Annotated in this window: 16 protein-coding genes, 1 tRNA gene and 2 pseudogenes; 4 read left to right on the top strand and 15 right to left on the bottom strand. The window is 65.4% G+C overall.

Going from position 1 to position 17,799, the window contains the following annotated elements; genetic code table 11:
• Positions 1-80: 80 nt before the first annotated feature.
• Genes MMSP_RS10550 through fabG form a run of 5 tightly spaced genes read right to left on the bottom strand, consistent with a single transcriptional unit; the run spans position 81 to position 5,196 of the window.
• Positions 81-794, bottom strand: coding sequence for a GntR family transcriptional regulator (locus tag MMSP_RS10550; protein ID WP_020786580.1), 714 nt, complete (start codon positions 792-794; stop codon positions 81-83).
• A gap of 13 nt (positions 795-807) precedes the next feature.
• Positions 808-2,001: an acyl-CoA dehydrogenase family protein gene (locus MMSP_RS10545; RefSeq protein WP_015356657.1), complete on the bottom strand. Its 1,194-nt coding sequence runs from the start codon at positions 1,999-2,001 to the stop codon at positions 808-810.
• Complete coding sequence (locus tag MMSP_RS10540) at positions 1,971-3,227, bottom strand: CoA transferase (RefSeq protein ID WP_015356658.1); 1,257 nt, start codon at positions 3,225-3,227, stop codon at positions 1,971-1,973. The genes MMSP_RS10545 and MMSP_RS10540 overlap by 31 nt, the downstream gene beginning before the upstream one ends.
• A gap of 2 nt (positions 3,228-3,229) precedes the next feature.
• Positions 3,230-4,453, bottom strand: a complete 1,224-nt coding sequence (locus MMSP_RS10535; protein WP_020786578.1) for an acetyl-CoA C-acetyltransferase — start codon at positions 4,451-4,453, stop codon at positions 3,230-3,232.
• Positions 4,450-5,196, bottom strand: a complete 747-nt coding sequence (fabG, locus tag MMSP_RS10530) for a 3-oxoacyl-ACP reductase FabG (protein ID WP_015356660.1) — start codon at positions 5,194-5,196, stop codon at positions 4,450-4,452. Before fabG ends, MMSP_RS10535 begins: the two co-directional genes overlap by 4 nt.
• Positions 5,197-5,314: 118 nt before the next feature.
• Here fabG and MMSP_RS10525 point away from each other — a divergent pair.
• Positions 5,315-6,486 (top strand): annotated as a pseudogene (locus MMSP_RS10525) (acyl-CoA dehydrogenase family protein).
• 2 nt (positions 6,487-6,488) lie between these two features.
• Here MMSP_RS10525 and MMSP_RS10520 read toward each other — a convergent pair.
• From MMSP_RS10520 to MMSP_RS10505, 5 genes are all read right to left on the bottom strand, one after another.
• On the bottom strand, positions 6,489-7,556 hold the full coding sequence (locus MMSP_RS10520; RefSeq protein WP_036427199.1) for a phosphotransferase family protein: 1,068 nt from the start codon (positions 7,554-7,556) through the stop codon (positions 6,489-6,491).
• Between the two features lie 53 nt (positions 7,557-7,609).
• Positions 7,610-9,349 (bottom strand): ABC transporter ATP-binding protein, encoded by a 1,740-nt coding sequence (locus tag MMSP_RS10515; RefSeq protein WP_012395627.1) that lies wholly within the window; start codon positions 9,347-9,349, stop codon positions 7,610-7,612.
• Positions 9,346-11,970 carry an ABC transporter ATP-binding protein/permease gene (locus tag MMSP_RS10510; protein WP_036426416.1) on the bottom strand — a complete coding sequence of 875 codons (2,625 nt, stop codon included), beginning with the start codon at positions 11,968-11,970 and terminating at the stop codon, positions 9,346-9,348. The genes MMSP_RS10515 and MMSP_RS10510 overlap by 4 nt, the downstream gene beginning before the upstream one ends.
• A 157-nt stretch (positions 11,971-12,127) precedes the next feature.
• A complete protein-coding gene (locus MMSP_RS27490; RefSeq protein WP_162604269.1) occupies positions 12,128-12,268 on the bottom strand; it encodes a hypothetical protein in 141 nt (46 codons plus the stop codon).
• A gap of 205 nt (positions 12,269-12,473) precedes the next feature.
• Positions 12,474-12,557 (bottom strand) — tRNA-Leu (locus tag MMSP_RS10505).
• A gap of 149 nt (positions 12,558-12,706) precedes the next feature.
• Here MMSP_RS10505 and MMSP_RS10500 point away from each other — a divergent pair.
• Together MMSP_RS10500 and MMSP_RS10495 are read left to right on the top strand one after the other, a co-directional pair.
• Entirely contained in the window at positions 12,707-13,099 is a 393-nt protein-coding gene (locus tag MMSP_RS10500; RefSeq protein WP_020786573.1) for a lipoprotein, read from the top strand.
• Positions 13,096-13,458 (top strand): DUF3817 domain-containing protein, encoded by a 363-nt coding sequence (locus MMSP_RS10495; RefSeq protein ID WP_012395630.1) that lies wholly within the window; start codon positions 13,096-13,098, stop codon positions 13,456-13,458. Before MMSP_RS10500 ends, MMSP_RS10495 begins: the two co-directional genes overlap by 4 nt.
• 19 nt (positions 13,459-13,477) lie before the next feature.
• On the opposite strand, the gene rdgB is transcribed toward MMSP_RS10495, so the two are convergent.
• From rdgB to MMSP_RS10470, 5 genes and pseudogenes are all read right to left on the bottom strand, one after another.
• Positions 13,478-14,092, bottom strand: a complete 615-nt coding sequence (rdgB, locus tag MMSP_RS10490; protein WP_011741582.1) for an RdgB/HAM1 family non-canonical purine NTP pyrophosphatase — start codon at positions 14,090-14,092, stop codon at positions 13,478-13,480.
• 182 nt (positions 14,093-14,274) lie between these two features.
• Positions 14,275-14,808: a DUF4395 domain-containing protein gene (locus MMSP_RS10485; protein ID WP_020730078.1), complete on the bottom strand. Its 534-nt coding sequence runs from the start codon at positions 14,806-14,808 to the stop codon at positions 14,275-14,277.
• A gap of 173 nt (positions 14,809-14,981) precedes the next feature.
• Positions 14,982-15,805, bottom strand: a pseudogene (gene rph, locus MMSP_RS10480) (ribonuclease PH).
• Positions 15,806-15,906: 101 nt separating this feature from the next.
• Positions 15,907-16,680 carry a cyclic nucleotide-degrading phosphodiesterase gene (locus MMSP_RS10475; protein WP_011741585.1) on the bottom strand — a complete coding sequence of 258 codons (774 nt, stop codon included), beginning with the start codon at positions 16,678-16,680 and terminating at the stop codon, positions 15,907-15,909.
• Entirely contained in the window at positions 16,680-16,859 is a 180-nt protein-coding gene (locus MMSP_RS10470; RefSeq protein WP_012395635.1) for a hypothetical protein, read from the bottom strand. The genes MMSP_RS10475 and MMSP_RS10470 overlap by 1 nt, the downstream gene beginning before the upstream one ends.
• 198 nt (positions 16,860-17,057) lie before the next feature.
• Between MMSP_RS10470 and MMSP_RS10465 the strand changes: the two genes are divergently transcribed.
• Entirely contained in the window at positions 17,058-17,789 is a 732-nt protein-coding gene (locus MMSP_RS10465) for a hypothetical protein (RefSeq protein WP_020786571.1), read from the top strand.
• Positions 17,790-17,799: the final 10 nt, after the last annotated feature.

The following is a 17,799-nucleotide window of genomic DNA, read 5'->3' as shown; positions in this document are numbered from 1 at the left end:
ACCGGGGCAGCAACCGGCAGGCCTGGCGCGCGAAGGGTGACCCTCCCGTCCGGCCCACGGGGCCGAGCCAGCACCGGGCGCTAGCCCCCTCGGGCCCGCTCGGCCGCGGACCCGGACGGCGCCGACTCCGCAACCACTCCCCGGGCGATGAGATGGTCGATCAACGGAACTGCGCTGGAGGCGAGGTGTTCTGACATCGCGGTTCGGGCAGCCTTGTCATCGTGTTTCTTCAGCGCCACCAACACCCGCCGATGGTCTTTGACCGCCCGGGCGGGCCAGTGCTCGATGCCGGGGAACACCGATTCGGGTTGGTAGCGGGTGATCTGTGACATCAGTTGGGAGAGCCGCGGAGAATCCGCAGCAAGATTGATGGCGCGGTGGAACTCGTGGTTCAACCGGACCGTCCGCTCGTCGTCGTCAGCGGCGTAGGCTTCCTCAAGCTGCGCTTGTATCTGCTGCAGTTCAGCTAGCTGCGCGGCGCCGATGTTGATCGCGGCCCGCGCCGCCAGCTCGCCGCCAACGTGAGCCTGCACATATGCGACATCGGCAAGGTCGCGCTTGGTCAGCGGCAACACCACGAAGCCGCGATGCGGCTGTTGGGCAACCAGGCCTTCGGCGCGAAGTGCGAACAGCGCCTCACGCACCGGTGTGACACTGATCCTCAACTCGGCCGCTAACTGGTCCAGCCGTATGTATTTGCCCGCGGCGTAGTTGCCTTCGTATATCCTCTTGCGGACGTATCGCGCAACGTCGTCGGAAAGTTGTGGCCGCGCCGCGAATTCCGGATCAGTCATCGCCCTACTAGCCCTACTCTCGGTACTCGTGCAGTAGCCGCTTGCTGATGATGGACTTCTGAATTTCGCTGGTGCCCTCGCCGATGAGCAGGAATGGTGCATCACGCATCAGCCGCTCGATCTCGTACTCCTTTGAGTATCCGTAGCCGCCGTGGATGCGGAAGCTCTGCTGGGTGACTTCCGAACAATATTCGCTGGCAAGATATTTAGCCATTCCAGCCGCGACGTCATTGCGCTCACCGGAGTCCTTCAGCCGCGCCGCGTGGACCATCATCAGGTGTGCCGCCTCGACCTTGGTCGCCATCTCGGCCAACTGGAATGAAATGGCCTGGTGCTCGGCGATCGGCTTGCCGAAGGTGTGGCGTTGTTGCGCGTAGCGAACCGCCAGCTCGAAGGCGCGCAGGCCAACCCCGCAGGCTCGCGCCGATACGTTCACCCGGCCGACCTCGATTCCGTCCATCATCTGAAAGAAACCCTGTCCCGGGGTGCCACCGAGGATGTCGTCAGCGGTTGCCCGATAGCCATCGAATATGAGTTCGGTGGTATCGATGCCTTTGTAGCCCAGCTTGTCGATTTTTCCCGGAATTGTCAGGCCCGGCAACACTTCCCCGAACCCGGTTGGCTTCTCGACCAGAAATGCGGTCAGGTTGCGGTGCGGCTGGGCAGCGCCTTCGTCGGTTCGCACCAGCACCGCTACCAATGTCGAACTGCCACCGTTGGTCAGCCACATCTTCTGCCCGTCAATGGTGTAGTTGCCGTCCGCGCCACGCGTGGCCCGGGTGCGGATCGCGGCAACATCGGAGCCCAGTTCGGGCTCTGACATCGAGAACGCACCGCGGGACTCCCCGGTGGCCATCCGCGGCAGAAAGCGTTGCCGCTGCTCCTCGGTGCCATGCTGGCGCAGCATGTAGGCCACGATGAAGTGGGTGTTGAGCACACCTGACACGCTCATCCAGCCACGGGCCAGCTCCTCCACGCACAACGCGTAGGTCAGCAGCGACTCGCCCAGCCCGCCGTACTGCTCCGGAATCATCAGGCCGAAAAGGCCGATGGAACGCATCTGCTCGACAATCTCGTGCGGATAGGCATCCTTGCGTTCCAGCTCGGACGCGTTGGGAATCACTTCCTTGTCGACGAATTGCCTTACCGTCGCGACAATCTCGGCCTGTAGTTCGGTTAGGCCCAGTGTCTGAGCGAGTTTGGCCACGCGTACTCCTTATCTTGCTGGCCGTCTGGACCGCCGATCGTCTTGGCGCTGGCCAAACGGGCGATATCTGCCGTCGTCAAACCCAGGTACTCGGTCAACACGTCGGCGGTGTGTTCTCCGAGCGCCGGGGCGGGCGCACCTGCGGGGTGACACCCGTCGAAAGCGGTCGGCAGGCCCGGAGCAAGGTAGTCCCCCACACCGGGCTGGCTCAGTTGAGAAAACAACGGGTTGGCAGTCACTTTCGGATCGGCTGCCACCTCCGCGAAAGTTCGGTACCGCTCGAAGAGCACAGTCGTGGCTGACAATGCCGCGCCGATCTGCTCGGCCGTGTGATCGGCGAACCAGGCGGCGAACAGACCATTGAGCACGCTGCGGTATCGGTATCGATCGCCTTCGGCATCGAAGTCCACCCCCAGCGCCTCGGCCAGCGCCGTTACCGCCGGACCGGTGCCGGTCACGTCGACCAGATCGCGAAAGTGCCGACGGGTCAGCGTGATGACCATGAACGATGTCCCGTCGCGGCTGGCGAAGTCCTGGCCGTACTGGCCGTAGATGGAGTTACCCAGCCGCTCACGCTGGGTACCGTTGACCTGCGGCTCGGTCAGCAGGCCCAGGTTCCCCGCCGTGGCCAGCGCCACGTCCTCCAACGCCAAACTGATCTGCGCTCCCGCCCCGGTCTGGTCGCGGCGGCGCAGCGCGGCAACCACGGCGAGCGCGGCGTAGAGCCCACAACTAACGTCCCACGCGGGCAGCACATGGTTGATCGGGCCGGCATGGTCGGCCGGACCGGTGACGAGCGGGAATCCGGTCGCCGCGTTGACGGTGTAGTCCACCCCGGTACCGCCGTCTCGCCGTCCCAGCAACTGCAGATGGATGACGTCAGAACGCGTGGCGGCCAATACTTCGTGGCTGAGCCAGGGCAGGCTGGCATTGGTCACCACGACTCCGTCGCCTTCCAGGACGAGGCGCTGGACCAGCCGCTGTCCTGCTGCCGAGCGCAGATCGATGGTGGCCGAACGCTTGCCCTTGTTCAGCCCGGTCCAGTAGATCGATGTGCCGCTGGCCGCCAGGGGCCAGCGGCGGATATCGGAGGCACCGCCGATCGGGTCGACGCGGATAACCTGCGCACCCAGCTGGCTCAGCGTCATGCCGCACAGCGGCGCCGCGACGAAGCTGGATACCTCTACAACGCTAATGCCGCTCAGCGGCAAGTCCGGCCCAGGCATGGCTACCCGACCCGCTCGAAGATCGCCGCCAGGCCCTGGCCGCCACCGATACACATCGTCTCCAGCCCGTAGCGCGCCTGACGGCGAGTGAGTTCACGAGCCAGGGTGGCCAGCATTCTGGCACCGGTCGCGCCCACCGGGTGGCCCAGCGAAATACCCGAACCGTGCACGTTGGTTCGGTCGCGGTCGGCGGCGCCGAAGTTCCATTCCCGCATCACCGCGAGCGCTTGGGCGGCAAACGCCTCGTTGAGTTCGATCAGATCGATGTCGGCCAAGCGCAGAGCCACCTTGGCGAGCGCGGCCTCGGTGGCTGGTACCGGACCGATGCCCATGACGTCGGGCGCCACCCCGGCCAGGCCCCAGGACACCAAACGCACCAAAGGTCTCAGCCCGTACTCGTCGGCCTTCTCCGGTGTGGTCACCACGCACATCGATGCGGCGTCGTTTTGCCCGCTGGCATTGCCCGCCGTCACCGTCGCTTCGGGATCATCTTGGTGCAGAACGGGTTTGAGCCCGCTCAGGGCCTCCACCGAGGTGTCGGCGCGTGGATGTTCGTCGGTGTCGATCATTTCCTCGCCTTGGCGGGTTCGCACCGGAACGGCAATGGTCTCCTCGGCGAAAATTCCATCCTTCTGGGCTGCGACCGCACGCTGATGCGATGTCACCGCCAGCTCGTCTTGCTCCAAACGCGAAATACCATACTGACGCCGTAGATTCTCGGCGGTCTCCAGCATCCCGCCCGGCACCGGGTAGTGTCTTCCACCCGCGGTGACGCGGCCGCGAGCCAGTCCGTCGTGCACGCGTATTCCGCCGCGGACACCGCCCCAGCGCATATCGGTGGAATAGAAAGTGACATTGCTCATGCTTTCGCAGCCTCCGGCAACGACGAGGTCGCTATCGCCGCTGCTGACTTGCTGGCAGGCCTGAATCACCGCTTGTAGCCCGGATCCGCAGCGCCGATCGACCTGCATACCGGGAACCGTCACCGGCAGGCCGGCATCCAGCGCCACCACCCGTCCGATGGCCGGGGCCTCGCTGCTGGGGTAGCAGTGCCCGAGGATCACATCCCCGACCGCAGCGGGCGCCAGGCCGGTGCGATCGAGCAGTCCGCGCAGCGCGACGACGCCCAGATCAACAGCGCTGTATGACTTGAACATTCCGCCGTAGCGACCGATCGGTGTGCGGACGGGTTCGCAGATGACAGCCTGGCGCATAGCGGCACTCATATGAACCGTCCTCCCGTCACGTCCAGCACGGTGCCGGTCATATACGAGGACAGATCGCAGGCCAAAAACAAGGCAACACTAGCGACTTCGCTGGGTTCGCCGGCTCGCCCCATCGGCACTTCAGCCAACTTCTGGTCCCAGATACGTTGCGGCATGGCTTCTGTCATCGCCGAGCGGATCAAGCCCGGAGCGATGGCATTGACCCGGACACCGACGTGGGCGAGTTCTTTGGCGGCCGCCTTGGTCATCCCGACGATCCCGGCTTTGGCGGCGGAGTAGTTGGTCTGGCCGACCATCCCCACCTTGCCCGACACCGACGACATATTGACGATTGCGCCGCGCTTGTTTTCACGCATGATGGCCGCGGCCAGCCGGATGCCGTTCCAGGTGCCCTTCAGGTGCACATCGATGACCTGATCGAACTGCTCCTCGGTCATTTTGCGCATCGTCGCGTCACGAGTGATGCCGGCGTTGTTGACCATGATGTCCAAGCCACCGAACCGTTCCAGCGCGGCCTGCAGCAGCGTCTCGACCTCGTCGGCCTTGGTCACGTCACACCGCACCGCCACCGCGACCTCCCCGCCGCCCAGCTGCTTGGCCGCGGCCTCAGTCGCCTCGAGGTTCACATCACCAAGGACTACCCGAGCACCCTCGGAAACGAACCGCTCCGCGATCGCCAAGCCCAAGCCCTGGGCCCCACCGGTAACTACCGCGATCTGACCGTTCAGCAACGACACCGACATCACACTTCCCTACGTCTTCTGGCCCTCGGAGGGCTCGGTCAGTCAAATATCATATTTCATATATGATCTTGCCGTGACAGCGGTGCCCAGGCGCCCACCCCAGAAGGAGCATCCGCCCATGACCGCCCCCCAGGTATCCGACGAGGACTTTGCGCAGATCCTGGCCCAGACCCGCCACTTCGTTCGCTCGGTTGTGCTGCCGCGTGAGCAGCAGATCCTCGACGAGGACCGGGTTCCCGAAGACCTACGTGACCAGGCCAAACAGATGGGACTGTTCGGATACGCGATACCGCCGCAGTGGGGCGGTCTTGGGCTGAATCTGGTGCAGGACGTCGAGCTGGCCATGGAATTGGGCTACACCTCACTGGCAGTGCGGTCGATGTTCGGCACCAACAACGGCATCGCCGGGCAAGTGCTAGTCGGGTTCGGCACCGATGAGCAGAAGGCGCGCTGGTTGGAGCCCATCGCGTCCGGCGACGTCGTCGCCTCTTTTGCCCTGACCGAACCGGGAGCCGGATCCAGCCCCGCCGGCCTGCGCACCAAAGCCGTTCGCGACGGCGATGATTGGCTGATTACGGGGCAAAAGCGTTTCATCACCAATGCGCCCGTCGCCGACCTGTTCGTGGTGTTCGCGCGCACTCGGCCCGCCAGCGACAAGAGCCCGGGCATCGCCGTGTTCCTGGTGCCCGCGCAGAGCGCCGGTGTCGAGGTGGGCGCCAAGGACGCCAAGATGGGCCAGGAAGGCGCGTGGACCGCTGACGTCAGCTTCACCGACGTCCGGGTTGACGACGCCGCGCTGGTCGGCGGCAGCGAGGACATCGGCTATCGAGCCGCAATGACCTCGTTGGCCCGCGGCCGGGTACACATAGCCGCGATCGCGGTGGGCGCCGCACAACGTGCGCTCGACGAGTCCGTGGCGTACGCATCCACCGCAACCCAGGGCGGTGTGACGATCGGCAGCTTTCAACTGGTCCAGGCGATGCTCGCCGACCAGCAGACCGGCGTGCTGGCGGGCCGCGCATTGGTGCGCGACGCCGCACGGATGTGGGTCTCCGGAGCGGATCGGCGGATCGCGCCGTCGGCGGCGAAACTATTCTGCACCGAAATGGCCGGTAAGCCGGTAAGGTGGCCGATCTCGCGGTGCAGATTCACGGCGGCAGTGGATACATGCGCGGAGTTCCGGTCGAGCGCATCTACCGCGATGTCCGTCTGCTGCGGCTGTATGAGGGCACCAGCGAGATTCAGCAACTGATCATCGGGTCCAACCTGATCAAGGCCGCGAATCGATGACCTCAGCCGATCAGCTCTAGCGTCTCTAGATCCCGGATGGCCTGACAACCTCGCCCCAGCATGGTCAACACCATCTCGTCGCCACTCTCGGTGGCGGTGGCGAAAGCAAATCCGAGGGCCGAGATGAGGACCGTGTGCGGCATGCCCAGTCGGTAGTCGCGCCAGCATGTTTCCCAGTCATATCCGGTGACGCCGTAGCTCAACAGCTTTCGGTGGTAGTCATCGACCAGGCTTTCCTCGATGTCCGAACGCAGCTGGGAATTCAGGCTGGTTGCCGTGAAGTACCCAAGGTCTCGAGCCGGAAGGCCGATACCAAGGGTTTGCCAGTCGACCACGGCGACGCGGCGCAGGTCAGGGTCGAACAATAGATTGTCGAGCCGGTAGTCGCCGTGCAGCAGCGCAAACCGGTCCCGCTCGGCGAGCAACCACGGCGTCACCAGATTCATGGTCTCGGTGAAGGTTTCGCGGTCGGCGGCGCTGAGCCGATCACCGAGCTTGTCCAGGGTGATCTCCGCACTCATCCGCGCCACCTCACCAAGACCGTTGGCGAAAGGTTCATCCGGGAAAGGGAATGCGATCCCGGGCTGGTCCAGCCAAACCGGATCACACCAGCTAGGCCCGTGCAGCCCGGCCAGCGCAACGACGGCCAGCCGCGCCTCCCGTTCGCCGCAGCCCGTGAGCTGGTCGCCCTGCACCGCGGGCGCCTGATCCTCCAGCAGCAGCGCGAAATCCATTGCATCTTCTGTGATCTCGCAGTAAAAGCAGCGGGGGGTCGGAACCCGGACCCGATCGGCAACCGAAGAATAGAACGCACATTCGCTGCGATAACCGACGACGACTCGGTCCCGCACGGTGTCATCCTGAGCCGGCAATTTGATCACAAAGGTGTCCGGCAGACCCGCCGGATCCGGGTCATAGGTGACGGTCAGCCGATAGGTGGCTCCGGTCTGCCCGGTGCCGATCGGGACCACATCGACTCCCGATACCCCGACCGGTGTGCCGCGTTCGCCAAGGACCGCCGCCAGCCACGGCGGGGTTACGTCGGTGGGGTGGCGAGGGATGGAAACCAAGGCGGCCACCTAGCAACTGTAAGCCATACGGCATCAGTTTCGGCCGACCTGATCTAGCCGGTGCGGATCCGCCATTCGGCGGCATCGTGCTGCTGTCGCCAGAACTCATGGAAGCGCCCCTGGGCGGCGAGCAGCTCATCGATCGATCCGTCCTCGACCACTCGACCATCCTCGACGAAGAGCACGCGGTCGGCATGACGAATGCTCGCCAGTCGGTGGGCGACGATCACCCGGGTGCGTGATTGCGGATCGGCCGTGAGTGCATCGACCACCGCGACCTCGTTCTCGGTGTCCAGCGCGCTGGTTGCTTCGTCGACCAGCAGCATCGGGGCGTCCTTGAGCAGGGCGCGCGCGATGCTGACCCGTTGGCGCTCACCGCCCGACAGCGCGGAACCGGCTTCGCCCACAACGGTGTCAGCGCCGTCCGGCAGCCTGTCGATCAGCTCGTCAACCCGCGCCAAGCGGATCGCCCGCCCCAATTGATCCTGGTCCGCACCCGGGTTTCCCGCCAGCACGTTCTCGCGGATCGAGCCATGAAACAGGTAGGGATGCTGGAACACCACGCTCGACAGCGTGCGACGGGTGTGCGCATCCAGCGTCGCGGCGTCGGCTCCGTCAATCAGGATGCGGCCTCCGGTCGGCTGGTGCAGACCCGCAATCAGCGCCAGGATCGTGCTCTTTCCCGATCCCGAGGGGCCCACGATCGCAGTCGTGGTACCCGGCTGCAAGCAAAAACTGACCCCGTCAAGCACCGGCTCGGTGGCGCCGTCGTAGCTGAATGCGACGTGGTCGAATTCGATCCGCGCCGCCGCAGGGCCGTCATCCAGCGTGGCGGTCCCGGCCGCCACGGCCGGCGCCGTCAACACCGACCGGATGCGATCGAGCATGGCGCGCACACTCTGCAGCGCGGGAGCGAGCTCGCTCACGGCGGTGAAGGGCTCCAGGTAACGGGCAATCACGACAATCAGGGCGATCGCCTCGGGAACCGTCAGCGTGCCGCCCACGGTCAGCGCCGCGGTCGCTCCGGCCAGCACGATGAGCGCCAGCTGGCTGGCGATGCTGAACAGCAGCTGGCCGGGAACCTGCATGGCGAACAACCGCATCAACGAGCCGTGCTGGCGCGCAAGCGCGGATCCGACCAGGCTGCGGGCAGGCTCGACACGACGCGCGGCACGTAGCGCCTGTTGGGTTCGGGCGAACTCGATGATGCGCTCAGTGAGCGCAATATTGGCTTCGTCGGCGACCTTGTCGGCACGTCGAGCAAATCGCCCCGACGCCCACAGCGCACCCAGCAGCAGGGGCACACCGGCAAGCGCGGCCAATCCCAGCTGCCAGGAAATGGGAAGCAGCGCCAGCCCGATGGCCAGTGGCAGCAGGACCGCCGAGACCAGCGGCGTCAGCAGGTAGACCACCAGTCCCACCAGTTCGGGCCCGCTGGCGGCGATCGCTTGGCGGGCGGTCGCCGTGTTGTCTGCGGTGAACCAGTCCAGTCGCACACCGGGCAGCCGGTCTGCCACACCGTGCTGGGAATGGTCGAGCACAGCGAAACCCAGCTCGAAACCGACGCGTGCGCCGATGGCATCGATCACCCACCCGGATACCGTCGCAGCGGTCAGCCAGCCCAGCCACACCAACGCCTGCTGTGGGGTGCTGCTGAACAGGGCACCAATGAGCGGAACCAGCAGCACCGTGCCGATCGCGCGGACCACAACCGAAAGCACCCCAACCGCGGCGCACAGGATCAACTTGCCGCGGCGGTCCGCCGGCACCAGCCCTATCCAGGTGCGGATCATCGTGCGCCCTCCTGGATCGCGGCCAGCTCCACCTGATTGCCACAACCGGTCTCCCACAACCGCCGGTAGCGCCCGTCGGCGGCGAGCAGTTCATCGTGGGTACCGCGCTCGGCGATCTGGCCACGATCGAGGACCACGATCTGGTCGGCTCCGGTGATGGTATGCAGTCGGTGCGCGATGACCAGCACGGTGCGATCCTTGGTCAGCCGATTAAGCGCCTGCTGCACCAGGTATTCCGATTCGGGATCCGCATACGCGGTGGCCTCGTCGAGGATGAGCACCGGTGTATCGGCCAGGATGGCGCGGGCGATGGTGAGACGCTGCCGTTCGCCGCCCGACAACGCGGCGCCGGCTCCCAGCACGGTGTCGTAGCCATCGCGCAACCGCAGCACGCGGTCATGGATCTGGGCCTGGCCGGCCGCGGCCTGGATCTGCGCGGCCGGTGCATCGGGAACGGCCAGCGCGATGTTCTCGGCAACAGTCCCGTGCACCAGCTGAGTCTCCTGCAGCACCAGCCCGACCCGCTCGTAGAGCTCATCGGCGCTCAGCGACCGAATATCTTGTCCCCCAACTCGTATCGAACCTTGCTCGACATCATGGAACCGAGCCAGCAGGGCGGCGAGGGTGGACTTGCCTGAGCCCGAAGGCCCGACGAGCGCGGTGACGGTGCCCGGACGCAGCTGCAGCGACACGTCCCGGATCACCGGCACTCCCGGCCGGTACCCGAAGCTGACCTTGTCGAACACCACCATCGCCGCCGAGTCGGCCTCGGCCAGCCCGGTGTGCTGTTCCAGTACCGGTTCATCGAGGGTGATTTGCAGCCGGCGAGCGGCCAGCACACCGGCGCTGATGCCGCCGATTCCGTAGGCGATGCCGAGTAGTCGGACACCGAACGTGGTGCCCAGCAATAAGAACGGCAGCAGATCTACCGGATCCATTCGGTGATTGATCACCAGCAGCGTGCCGGTGACGGCGATCAGCCACAGGAACGTCGAAGGCCGGGTCGCAAGGTCCATCATGGTCTTCTTGCCCACCAGCGGACGCTGCCAGGTGACCAGGAATTTGATGTACTCGTCGAGCTGGCGTTTGAAACTCGATGCCGCGGCGCCGCCAAAGACGCGAATCACCGGCTGGCCCTCCAGATAGGCCCCGGCCTCATCGTTCATCCGCTCGGCCCAGCGCTGCGAGGCAACCATGCGCGAGCCGGACTGGACCGCAAGCGATGACGTCATCACCAGATACATCAGCACCGGGATGAGCAGAGCCAGGGCAACCCGCCAGTCGACGATGAACAGGTAGACGAGCACCGCCACCGAGGCAACCACCGCGTTGACCGCGTCCGGAATCGCGTGCGTAACCAGATAGTGCAGCGACAGCGTGTCGTCCTGCACCAGTTGCTTGATGGAACCTGAACCGCGCCCGGTGAACCAACCCAACGGCAGCCCAGACATCTTGCCCAGCAGCCGCGCGCGCAACCCGCGAGCAAAGCGGGCGTCAACCACGTGCAGCCACAGCGTGAGGGCGGCACCAAGCAACGTGCCAAGGCCCAGCAGCGAAACGGCGGCCAGCCCAACGTGCCAGAGCCGGGATTCTTGGGCCCCCGACAACAATATTCGGGCCAACTCAACCAGCAGCACGAACGGGGCCAGCTGCACCAGGGTGGCCACCACCTGCAGCACCCCGGACAGAATCAGGGCGAAACGTAGCGGCGCGAGCAACCGGCCCGCGGCCTGGGCACGCCAACTGCCGCGCGGCGTGGCCGCCACCGGCGATTGGGCTACCGGCTCCGGGGTTTCGGCCTGCGCCAGCGCGACTTCGGGTTGGTCATCGAGGCAAGTCGAAGCACCGCCTGCGGCGGCGTCTGGCACGCCTTCACGGCAGGTGCCCATCTCGCGGCCGGCGGTCCAATACGCCTGGGCGTGCACCACGGACTTGGGGAATCCGAATGCGTCGCGCAGCCGCTTGCGAACGTGTTTGAGGGCGGTGGCCTCCGGCGTCGCCCACGCATACCAGTCCGACCAGTCCCTGGTCTCGATTGCTTCGGCCAACGATGTCTCGTCTCGGCGGCGAACCCAATGCACCCGCAATCGGGGATGTGCCGTGATGGGGATGCGCGTGTCGTTGTCGTCGTGTTGTTCGAGATACATCTCGATTGGTACGTCGTCGGGAACCGTTCCGATGATCCCGTTCATCCCCGGGATCGACGCCGAGTCTCCGATCAGCAAATAGCCGGCGGGTTGCTCCTTGGGTACGTCGAAGCGCGACGAGCTACCCATCAGCGACATCACTGCGATCGTGGCGCCGGGTTGCACGGTGCGGGCCCACTGCGATGCGGGGCCGGCCGGTTCGTGCAGCACCACGTCGACCGCGAAGCGGCCGGAAGCCGCATCGGCTTCGGAGAGGGTGTAAGCGCGCTGATACTCGGTGTTGGACCCCTTCGGGTCCGGGAACCAAAACCTCAGCCAGGCCGCGGGTTCGGCCTGAGCATCCTCGAAAAGCGTCGGCGAGACCATCCGGATCCGCAGGAAATGCGGTGCGATGTACACCGTTTCGACCACCGTTGCGGTGTGATCCCGAGCGCCGAAACCGCGCAACACTGCGCCTTGCAACCCGCGTGCCATCAGCGATCCTCTCTCGAGACGGTGCGCCCCACCGCGACTTTCCCGATCCGGCGACCCGGCGCAGTCTTCGCTACCGGCCCGCGGATCAACGCGGCCGACGACGGCCGCACCAACTCCGTAGGTACCCGACGATGGGCAACGGTCCGTTGCAGCACGATCACCTCACGTGTCCGGCCGGCGCCACGGACACCGGGATCGTCGCGTCGGCACCCGACCGCGATGGCCCGGGCGCGCGACCAACTCGAATGGTGTCGTCCATCGCGTTGAGCGGCGTTCCCCCGCCCATACGTGACGTCATGGTTTTCATCGAATGCGCACCTAGACCTAGGACCCCCACCGAATAAGGGTTGCCTTACTTTAAAGAATAAGGGTTACCTTACCTTAGAGCCCCACGTCTTCGCGCTCGTCGGCCCACCCCTGGTCCGGACGTACAGAAGGAGATAGAACGGCCCCGGCCAGACGCGACCGGCACCACCGGGCGTCAGCCCGGGAAACCACAACGGTGCGGGCGGAGGGACTCGAACCCTCAAGCTCTTTCGAGCACCGGCACCTAAAGCCGGCATGTTTGCCAATTTCATCACGCCCGCGCGCCTAGCGATATTACCCAGTCAGCCATCACACGAGACGTCAGCGGTACCGAACGCACCGTGACATCGGGTGCGGACTCGACCGTCGGGCCGTTGATCGCGACGGGCGGCATCAGCTCCCTACCGGGCCCGCGCGGTACCGTCAAGGGGTGTCCACCACCACCCCCCGCCGCCGCGCGCGCCGGCCCGCGCTGATCGCCCTGGTGATCATTGCGGCCAGCGGCTGCCTGGCGCTGGGCTGGTGGCAGTGGACCCGATTCGAGTCGACCTCGGGCAGCTTCCAAAATCTCGGCTACGCGCTGCAGTGGCCCATGTTCGCCTGGTTCTGCGTCTACGCCTACCGCAAGTTCGTGCGCTATGAGGAAACGCCCCCGCAGCCGCGCGACCCAGCAGCGGTAACGGAGATTCCCGCCGGACTGTTGCCGCAGCGAACCACGCCCGATCAGGCTGCGCCCGACGACCCCGCATTGCGCGAGTACAACTCGTACCTTGCCGCACTGGCCGAAGATGATGCCGAAAAGCAGAACAGGACTACCGCATGACCACACCCGAAACCCCCGAAGCACAGCAGACCACAACGACCTTTCCGGTCGAGAAGATCCGTAGCGCCCTCGTCGGCTATCGCATCATGGCGTGGACGACCGGGATCTGGCTGATCGCGCTGTGCTACGAGATCGTGGTGCGTTACGTCGTCAAGGTGGACAACCCGCCCACCTGGATCGGCGTAGTCCACGGCTGGGTGTACTTCGCTTACCTGCTGTTCACCGCAAACCTGGCGGTCAAGGTCCGGTGGCCGATCGGCAAGACGGTGGGTGTGCTGCTCTCCGGCACGATCCCGCTGTTGGGCATCATCGTCGAGCACTTTCAGACCAAGGACATCAAGACGCGCTTCGCCGTGTAAGCCCCCCGCGGCCCCCGGGTCAGGGTTGGGTTGTCACCAGGGCCCGCAGTGCGGGTAGCAACAGTGTCAACGCGCGCCCGCGATGGGAGACCGCGTCCTTTTCCGCCGGGCTCAGCTCGGCGGCGGTGCGGTTCGCGCCGTCGGCGATGAACACCGGGTCGTAACCGAACCCGCCGGCGCCGCGCGGCTCCTGCGCAACGGCACCGGGCCACTCGCCACGCACCACAACTTCGCCCGAGCCCGAGACCAGTGCGCACGCCGAGACGAACGCGGCGCCGCGGCGCTGCTCGGGTACGTCGCGCAACTGGGCCAGCAACAACGCCGTGTTGCCGGCGTCGTCCCCGTGGTTGCCAGACCACCGGGCGGAGAGCACGCCGGGCATCCCGTTGAGCGCGGCCACCGTCAAACCGGAGTCGTCGGCGACGCTGGGCAGACCGGTCGCAGAGAACGCTTCGCGCGCCTTGATCAGCGCATTTTCCTCGAATGTCGCGCCGGTTTCGGGCGCTTCATCAAACGGCGCGACGTCATTGAGGGACACCAGGGTCACCCCCGACAATCCGGCGGCATCGAGCACCCGGCGAAGTTCGGCCAGCTTCTTGGCGTTGCGACTGGCCACCAGCAGCTTGGTCACCACTCACTCCGAAACATGGTCATCTCCTCTGCAGAAACGATCTCGGCTCGCTCCCAGGGCTCCGGCGTTCCCTGGGCTCGCTCCCGTCTCGCGGGTGCCGGCTGCAGACGCGGAGGGTCATCGCATCCGCAGCGTCTGTTGGGTGCTGCCCAGCGCTGGCCGAGCGCGCGGCCAGGGTCGCGAACCTACGCGCGACTTTCCAAGTTTATTGCTGGACTTTCCTGGTTGATTTCCGGTCGTGTCGCGATTCCCCTGACGTAAGGGACCTCGCAATCCTCACAACCCCAAATCAACTTGTGCATGTAGCAGCCCACGCAAAATCCGAGCGTGGCCTCCGACCAGGTCAGGACAAAACAGATCGCGACAACAACCGCCATCGCCACGGGCGAGGCCCCCAACAGCCGCATGGCAAGACACGTCGCCGCCAAGGCGGCACCGAGCAACCACGCAAAGCGTTTTGGCCGCGTCGGTTTCCACACCGGGCGAGTACCCATCGTCAACGCCGTGCCCAGAATTCCGGTTGGGCTCAACGGTGTTAGTCCCGTGGCCGCCGCGGCCAACATGTCAAAAAGCACGAACGGACCAACGATGATCACCGGATCGGTTTCCGGCCGCAGCAAAAGCAACGCGATGGTGATTGCCGAGATGATGTTCAGCAAACCCGCCCGCGCGCGCGTCGCGACTTCGTTGATGCGTGGTTCCGCATGTCCATGCGTCATCTGCCCCATTGCCCACCACGGGGTATTGAGAAAGGCATGCTCGAGTGGGACTCGCCGACTAACCATTAATTGATCCTAGAAACGTGACGGAACATTGGTTTTGGCAAAACTCAATTTGGCGTCGCGAGTTTACCATAACGGTATGGCACGGAACGCTGACCAGCCACTTTGAGTCAACTAAAGTCAGCGAAAGCCAAGGCGAGCCAGCGGCAGCGACGTGCCCACGGCCGACCAATTTCCACCCCGAATCCACGCGGATTCGATGGCCCGGGAGGCCAGGTTGGCAGGCTCAGCTTGCGGCAAACAACGTGTCGCATGCCCCCAGCGCCATGTCCAGCAGCTTGTCCAAGGTCGACCGCGGGAACGTCGCACCCTCACCGGTGCCCTGCACTTCAACCAGCGTCCCGGTGTCGGTGGCAACGACATTCATGTCGACCTCGGCGCGGGAGTCTTCCTCGTAAGGCAGGTCCACCCGAACCCGGCCATCGACCACACCCACGCTGACCGCAGCGATGGCGCAGGACAACGGCCTCGGATCCGACAGCTTGCCGGCCGCCGCCAAGTAGTTCACCGCGTCTGCCAGTGCCACGTAGGCACCGGTGATGGCCGCGGTACGGGTGCCGCCGTCCGCCTGCAACACGTCACAGTCGACAGCGATGGTGTTCTCCCCCAGCGCCGCCAAGTCGATGCATGCCCGCAGCGACCGGCCGACCAGCCGGCTGATCTCCTGGGTGCGTCCGCCGACCCGCCCTTTCACCGATTCCCGGTCTGAGCGGGTGTGGGTTGCCGACGGCAGCATCGCGTATTCCGCGGTGAGCCACCCCAGCCCGGACCCCTTGCGCCAGCGCGGCACGCCTTCGGTGACGCTGGCCGTGCACATCACCTTGGTGCGACCGAATTCGATCAGTACCGAACCCGCGGGGTTTTCGGTGAACCCTCGGGTGATGACCACTGGGCGAAGCTCGTCGTCGCGGCGGCCGTCTTCTCGTTTGGACACGACGCCAACCCTAGCTCGACCGACAGAGACCAATCCGAGGGCGCCCGACACGCACGGGCGGCGCTGACGATCCGGGCCACCCGCGAGCCCGCCGCAGCAGTTCAGCCCAGGCTGACTTCGAAAGTCTCGTCGCACACCACCGCGTGCACGGGGCCATCAAATTCCGCTTTGGCCTCGCTGATCACGTCCTCACGCGACGTCCACGGCGGGATGTGGGTCAGCAACAGTTCGCGAACACCGGCGCGGGCCGCGGCTCTCCCGGCCTCAGTCCCGGACAGGTGCAAGTCCGGCGGGCGATCCGGCGAGTGCGTCCAGGACGCCTCGCACAAGAAAACGTCAACGCCGCGAGCCAGCTCGATGAGCTGATCACACATTCCGGTGTCACCGCTGTACGCCAGCGATGCGCCGGTGGAATCGGTGAAGCGCATGCCGTAGGACTCAGTGGGATGTGCGACCACCGTCGGCACCACTGTGACGCCGCCAAGGGTCACCGGTTCGCCGTCGACCCAATGGCGCACATCGAATATGTCCGAGCAATCGTCGATCTCTCCGCCGAAGGGTGATGAAGCCGCGCCCAAACGAGACCAGGTGTCACTCGGGCCGTATAGCAACGCCTTACCTTTGGGGCGCGACGGGTGGTAACGCCGCCACACGAACAACCCCGGCATATCGAGGCAATGATCGGCGTGCAGATGCGACAAAAGCACATGCACGGATGCGGGATCCAGATGCCGCTGCAGCGCGCCCACCACTCCCCCACCGAAGTCGATGACGATCGGTGGAGTGTCCGGAGCCCTCAGCAGATAACCCGACGCCGCCGAGTCCGGACCTACGACACTTCCGGAACATCCGAGCACCGTTATTCGCACGGACACTACTGTGCCATGCCCGTTACCTCGATGAGAAAAACATCGCCGCATTCGTTGATCAGAATCTTCCCGAGAATGCCGTTCTGCACTTTCAGCTTGCCAACGCGGCGGCGTTTCGCTGCGCGGCTACCGGTCGCGTCGGCGTGACGATGTGGGACCTGACGGCGCGGACCGCTCGCGGTCAAAGCCGAGGTCTATCGCCGCGAAATTCCCTAAGCGGGCTTCGCGTGCCAAGGTAATGTGGCCGCACGCACCGGAAGGTAGGGACACTGTGCCGATGGAGTGGCCACCATTGACCTCAACAATGTCGAGGCCCGTGCCCGACGGACCCTCCACGCCCGGGCACGCCGACGCGTGCCGCTCGGCGAGAAGAAGTAGCCGCCGTGGCTAAGGGGTCTGCCGAAACATCGGGCGACGAAGTATCCGGCAAGCCGCTGCCCGCGGACGAACCCGGGGACGAAGCGCAATCAAACCCGGCCGGCGCTGACTCCGACTCCGACTCCGATGCAGAGCCCGACACCGAACCCGACTCGGAATCGGATGGCGAGCCCGACGCGGACGCCCCGGCCGAAACCGAGGACGCCTCCCAGCCAGAGGACTCGCGGCCACGACGCCGCCGACCCCACCCCAAGTCCAGTTGGGCCGCCGTGTTGGCCTGGGTCGTGCTGCCGAGCCTCGCGCTGCTGCTGGCAATCACCGCAGGTGTCCTCCGCTGGCAGTACGACACGATGCGTTACGCCCAGATCGCCGGGGTCCAAGCGCTGCAGGCCGCCCGGGAGGGCACGGTGGCGATGTTGTCGTACAAGCCCGAGACAGTCGAAAAGGACCTGACCGCCGCCCAGGACCACCTCACCGGAACCTTCCGCGACTCCTACACCCAGCTGACCAAAGACGTGGTCATCCCCGGCGCCAAACAGCAACGGATTTCGGCGGTGGATCGGGTGCCCGCGGCCGCCACCGTATCGGCGGATTGGGGCCATGCCGTGGTGCTTGTCTTCGTGGATCAGACCACGGTCATCGGCGACGACCCACCCACCGATATGGCATCGACGGTGCGAGTGAAACTCGACAAGGTCGGCGACCGTTGGCTGATCTCCGAATTCCAACCCATTTGAGATCTACGAG

The sequence above is a fragment of the Mycobacterium sp. 012931 genome, assembly GCF_000419295.1.
Lineage (GTDB): Bacteria > Actinomycetota > Actinomycetes > Mycobacteriales > Mycobacteriaceae > Mycobacterium > Mycobacterium marinum.
This window is presented reverse-complemented; position numbering and strand designations above follow the sequence as displayed.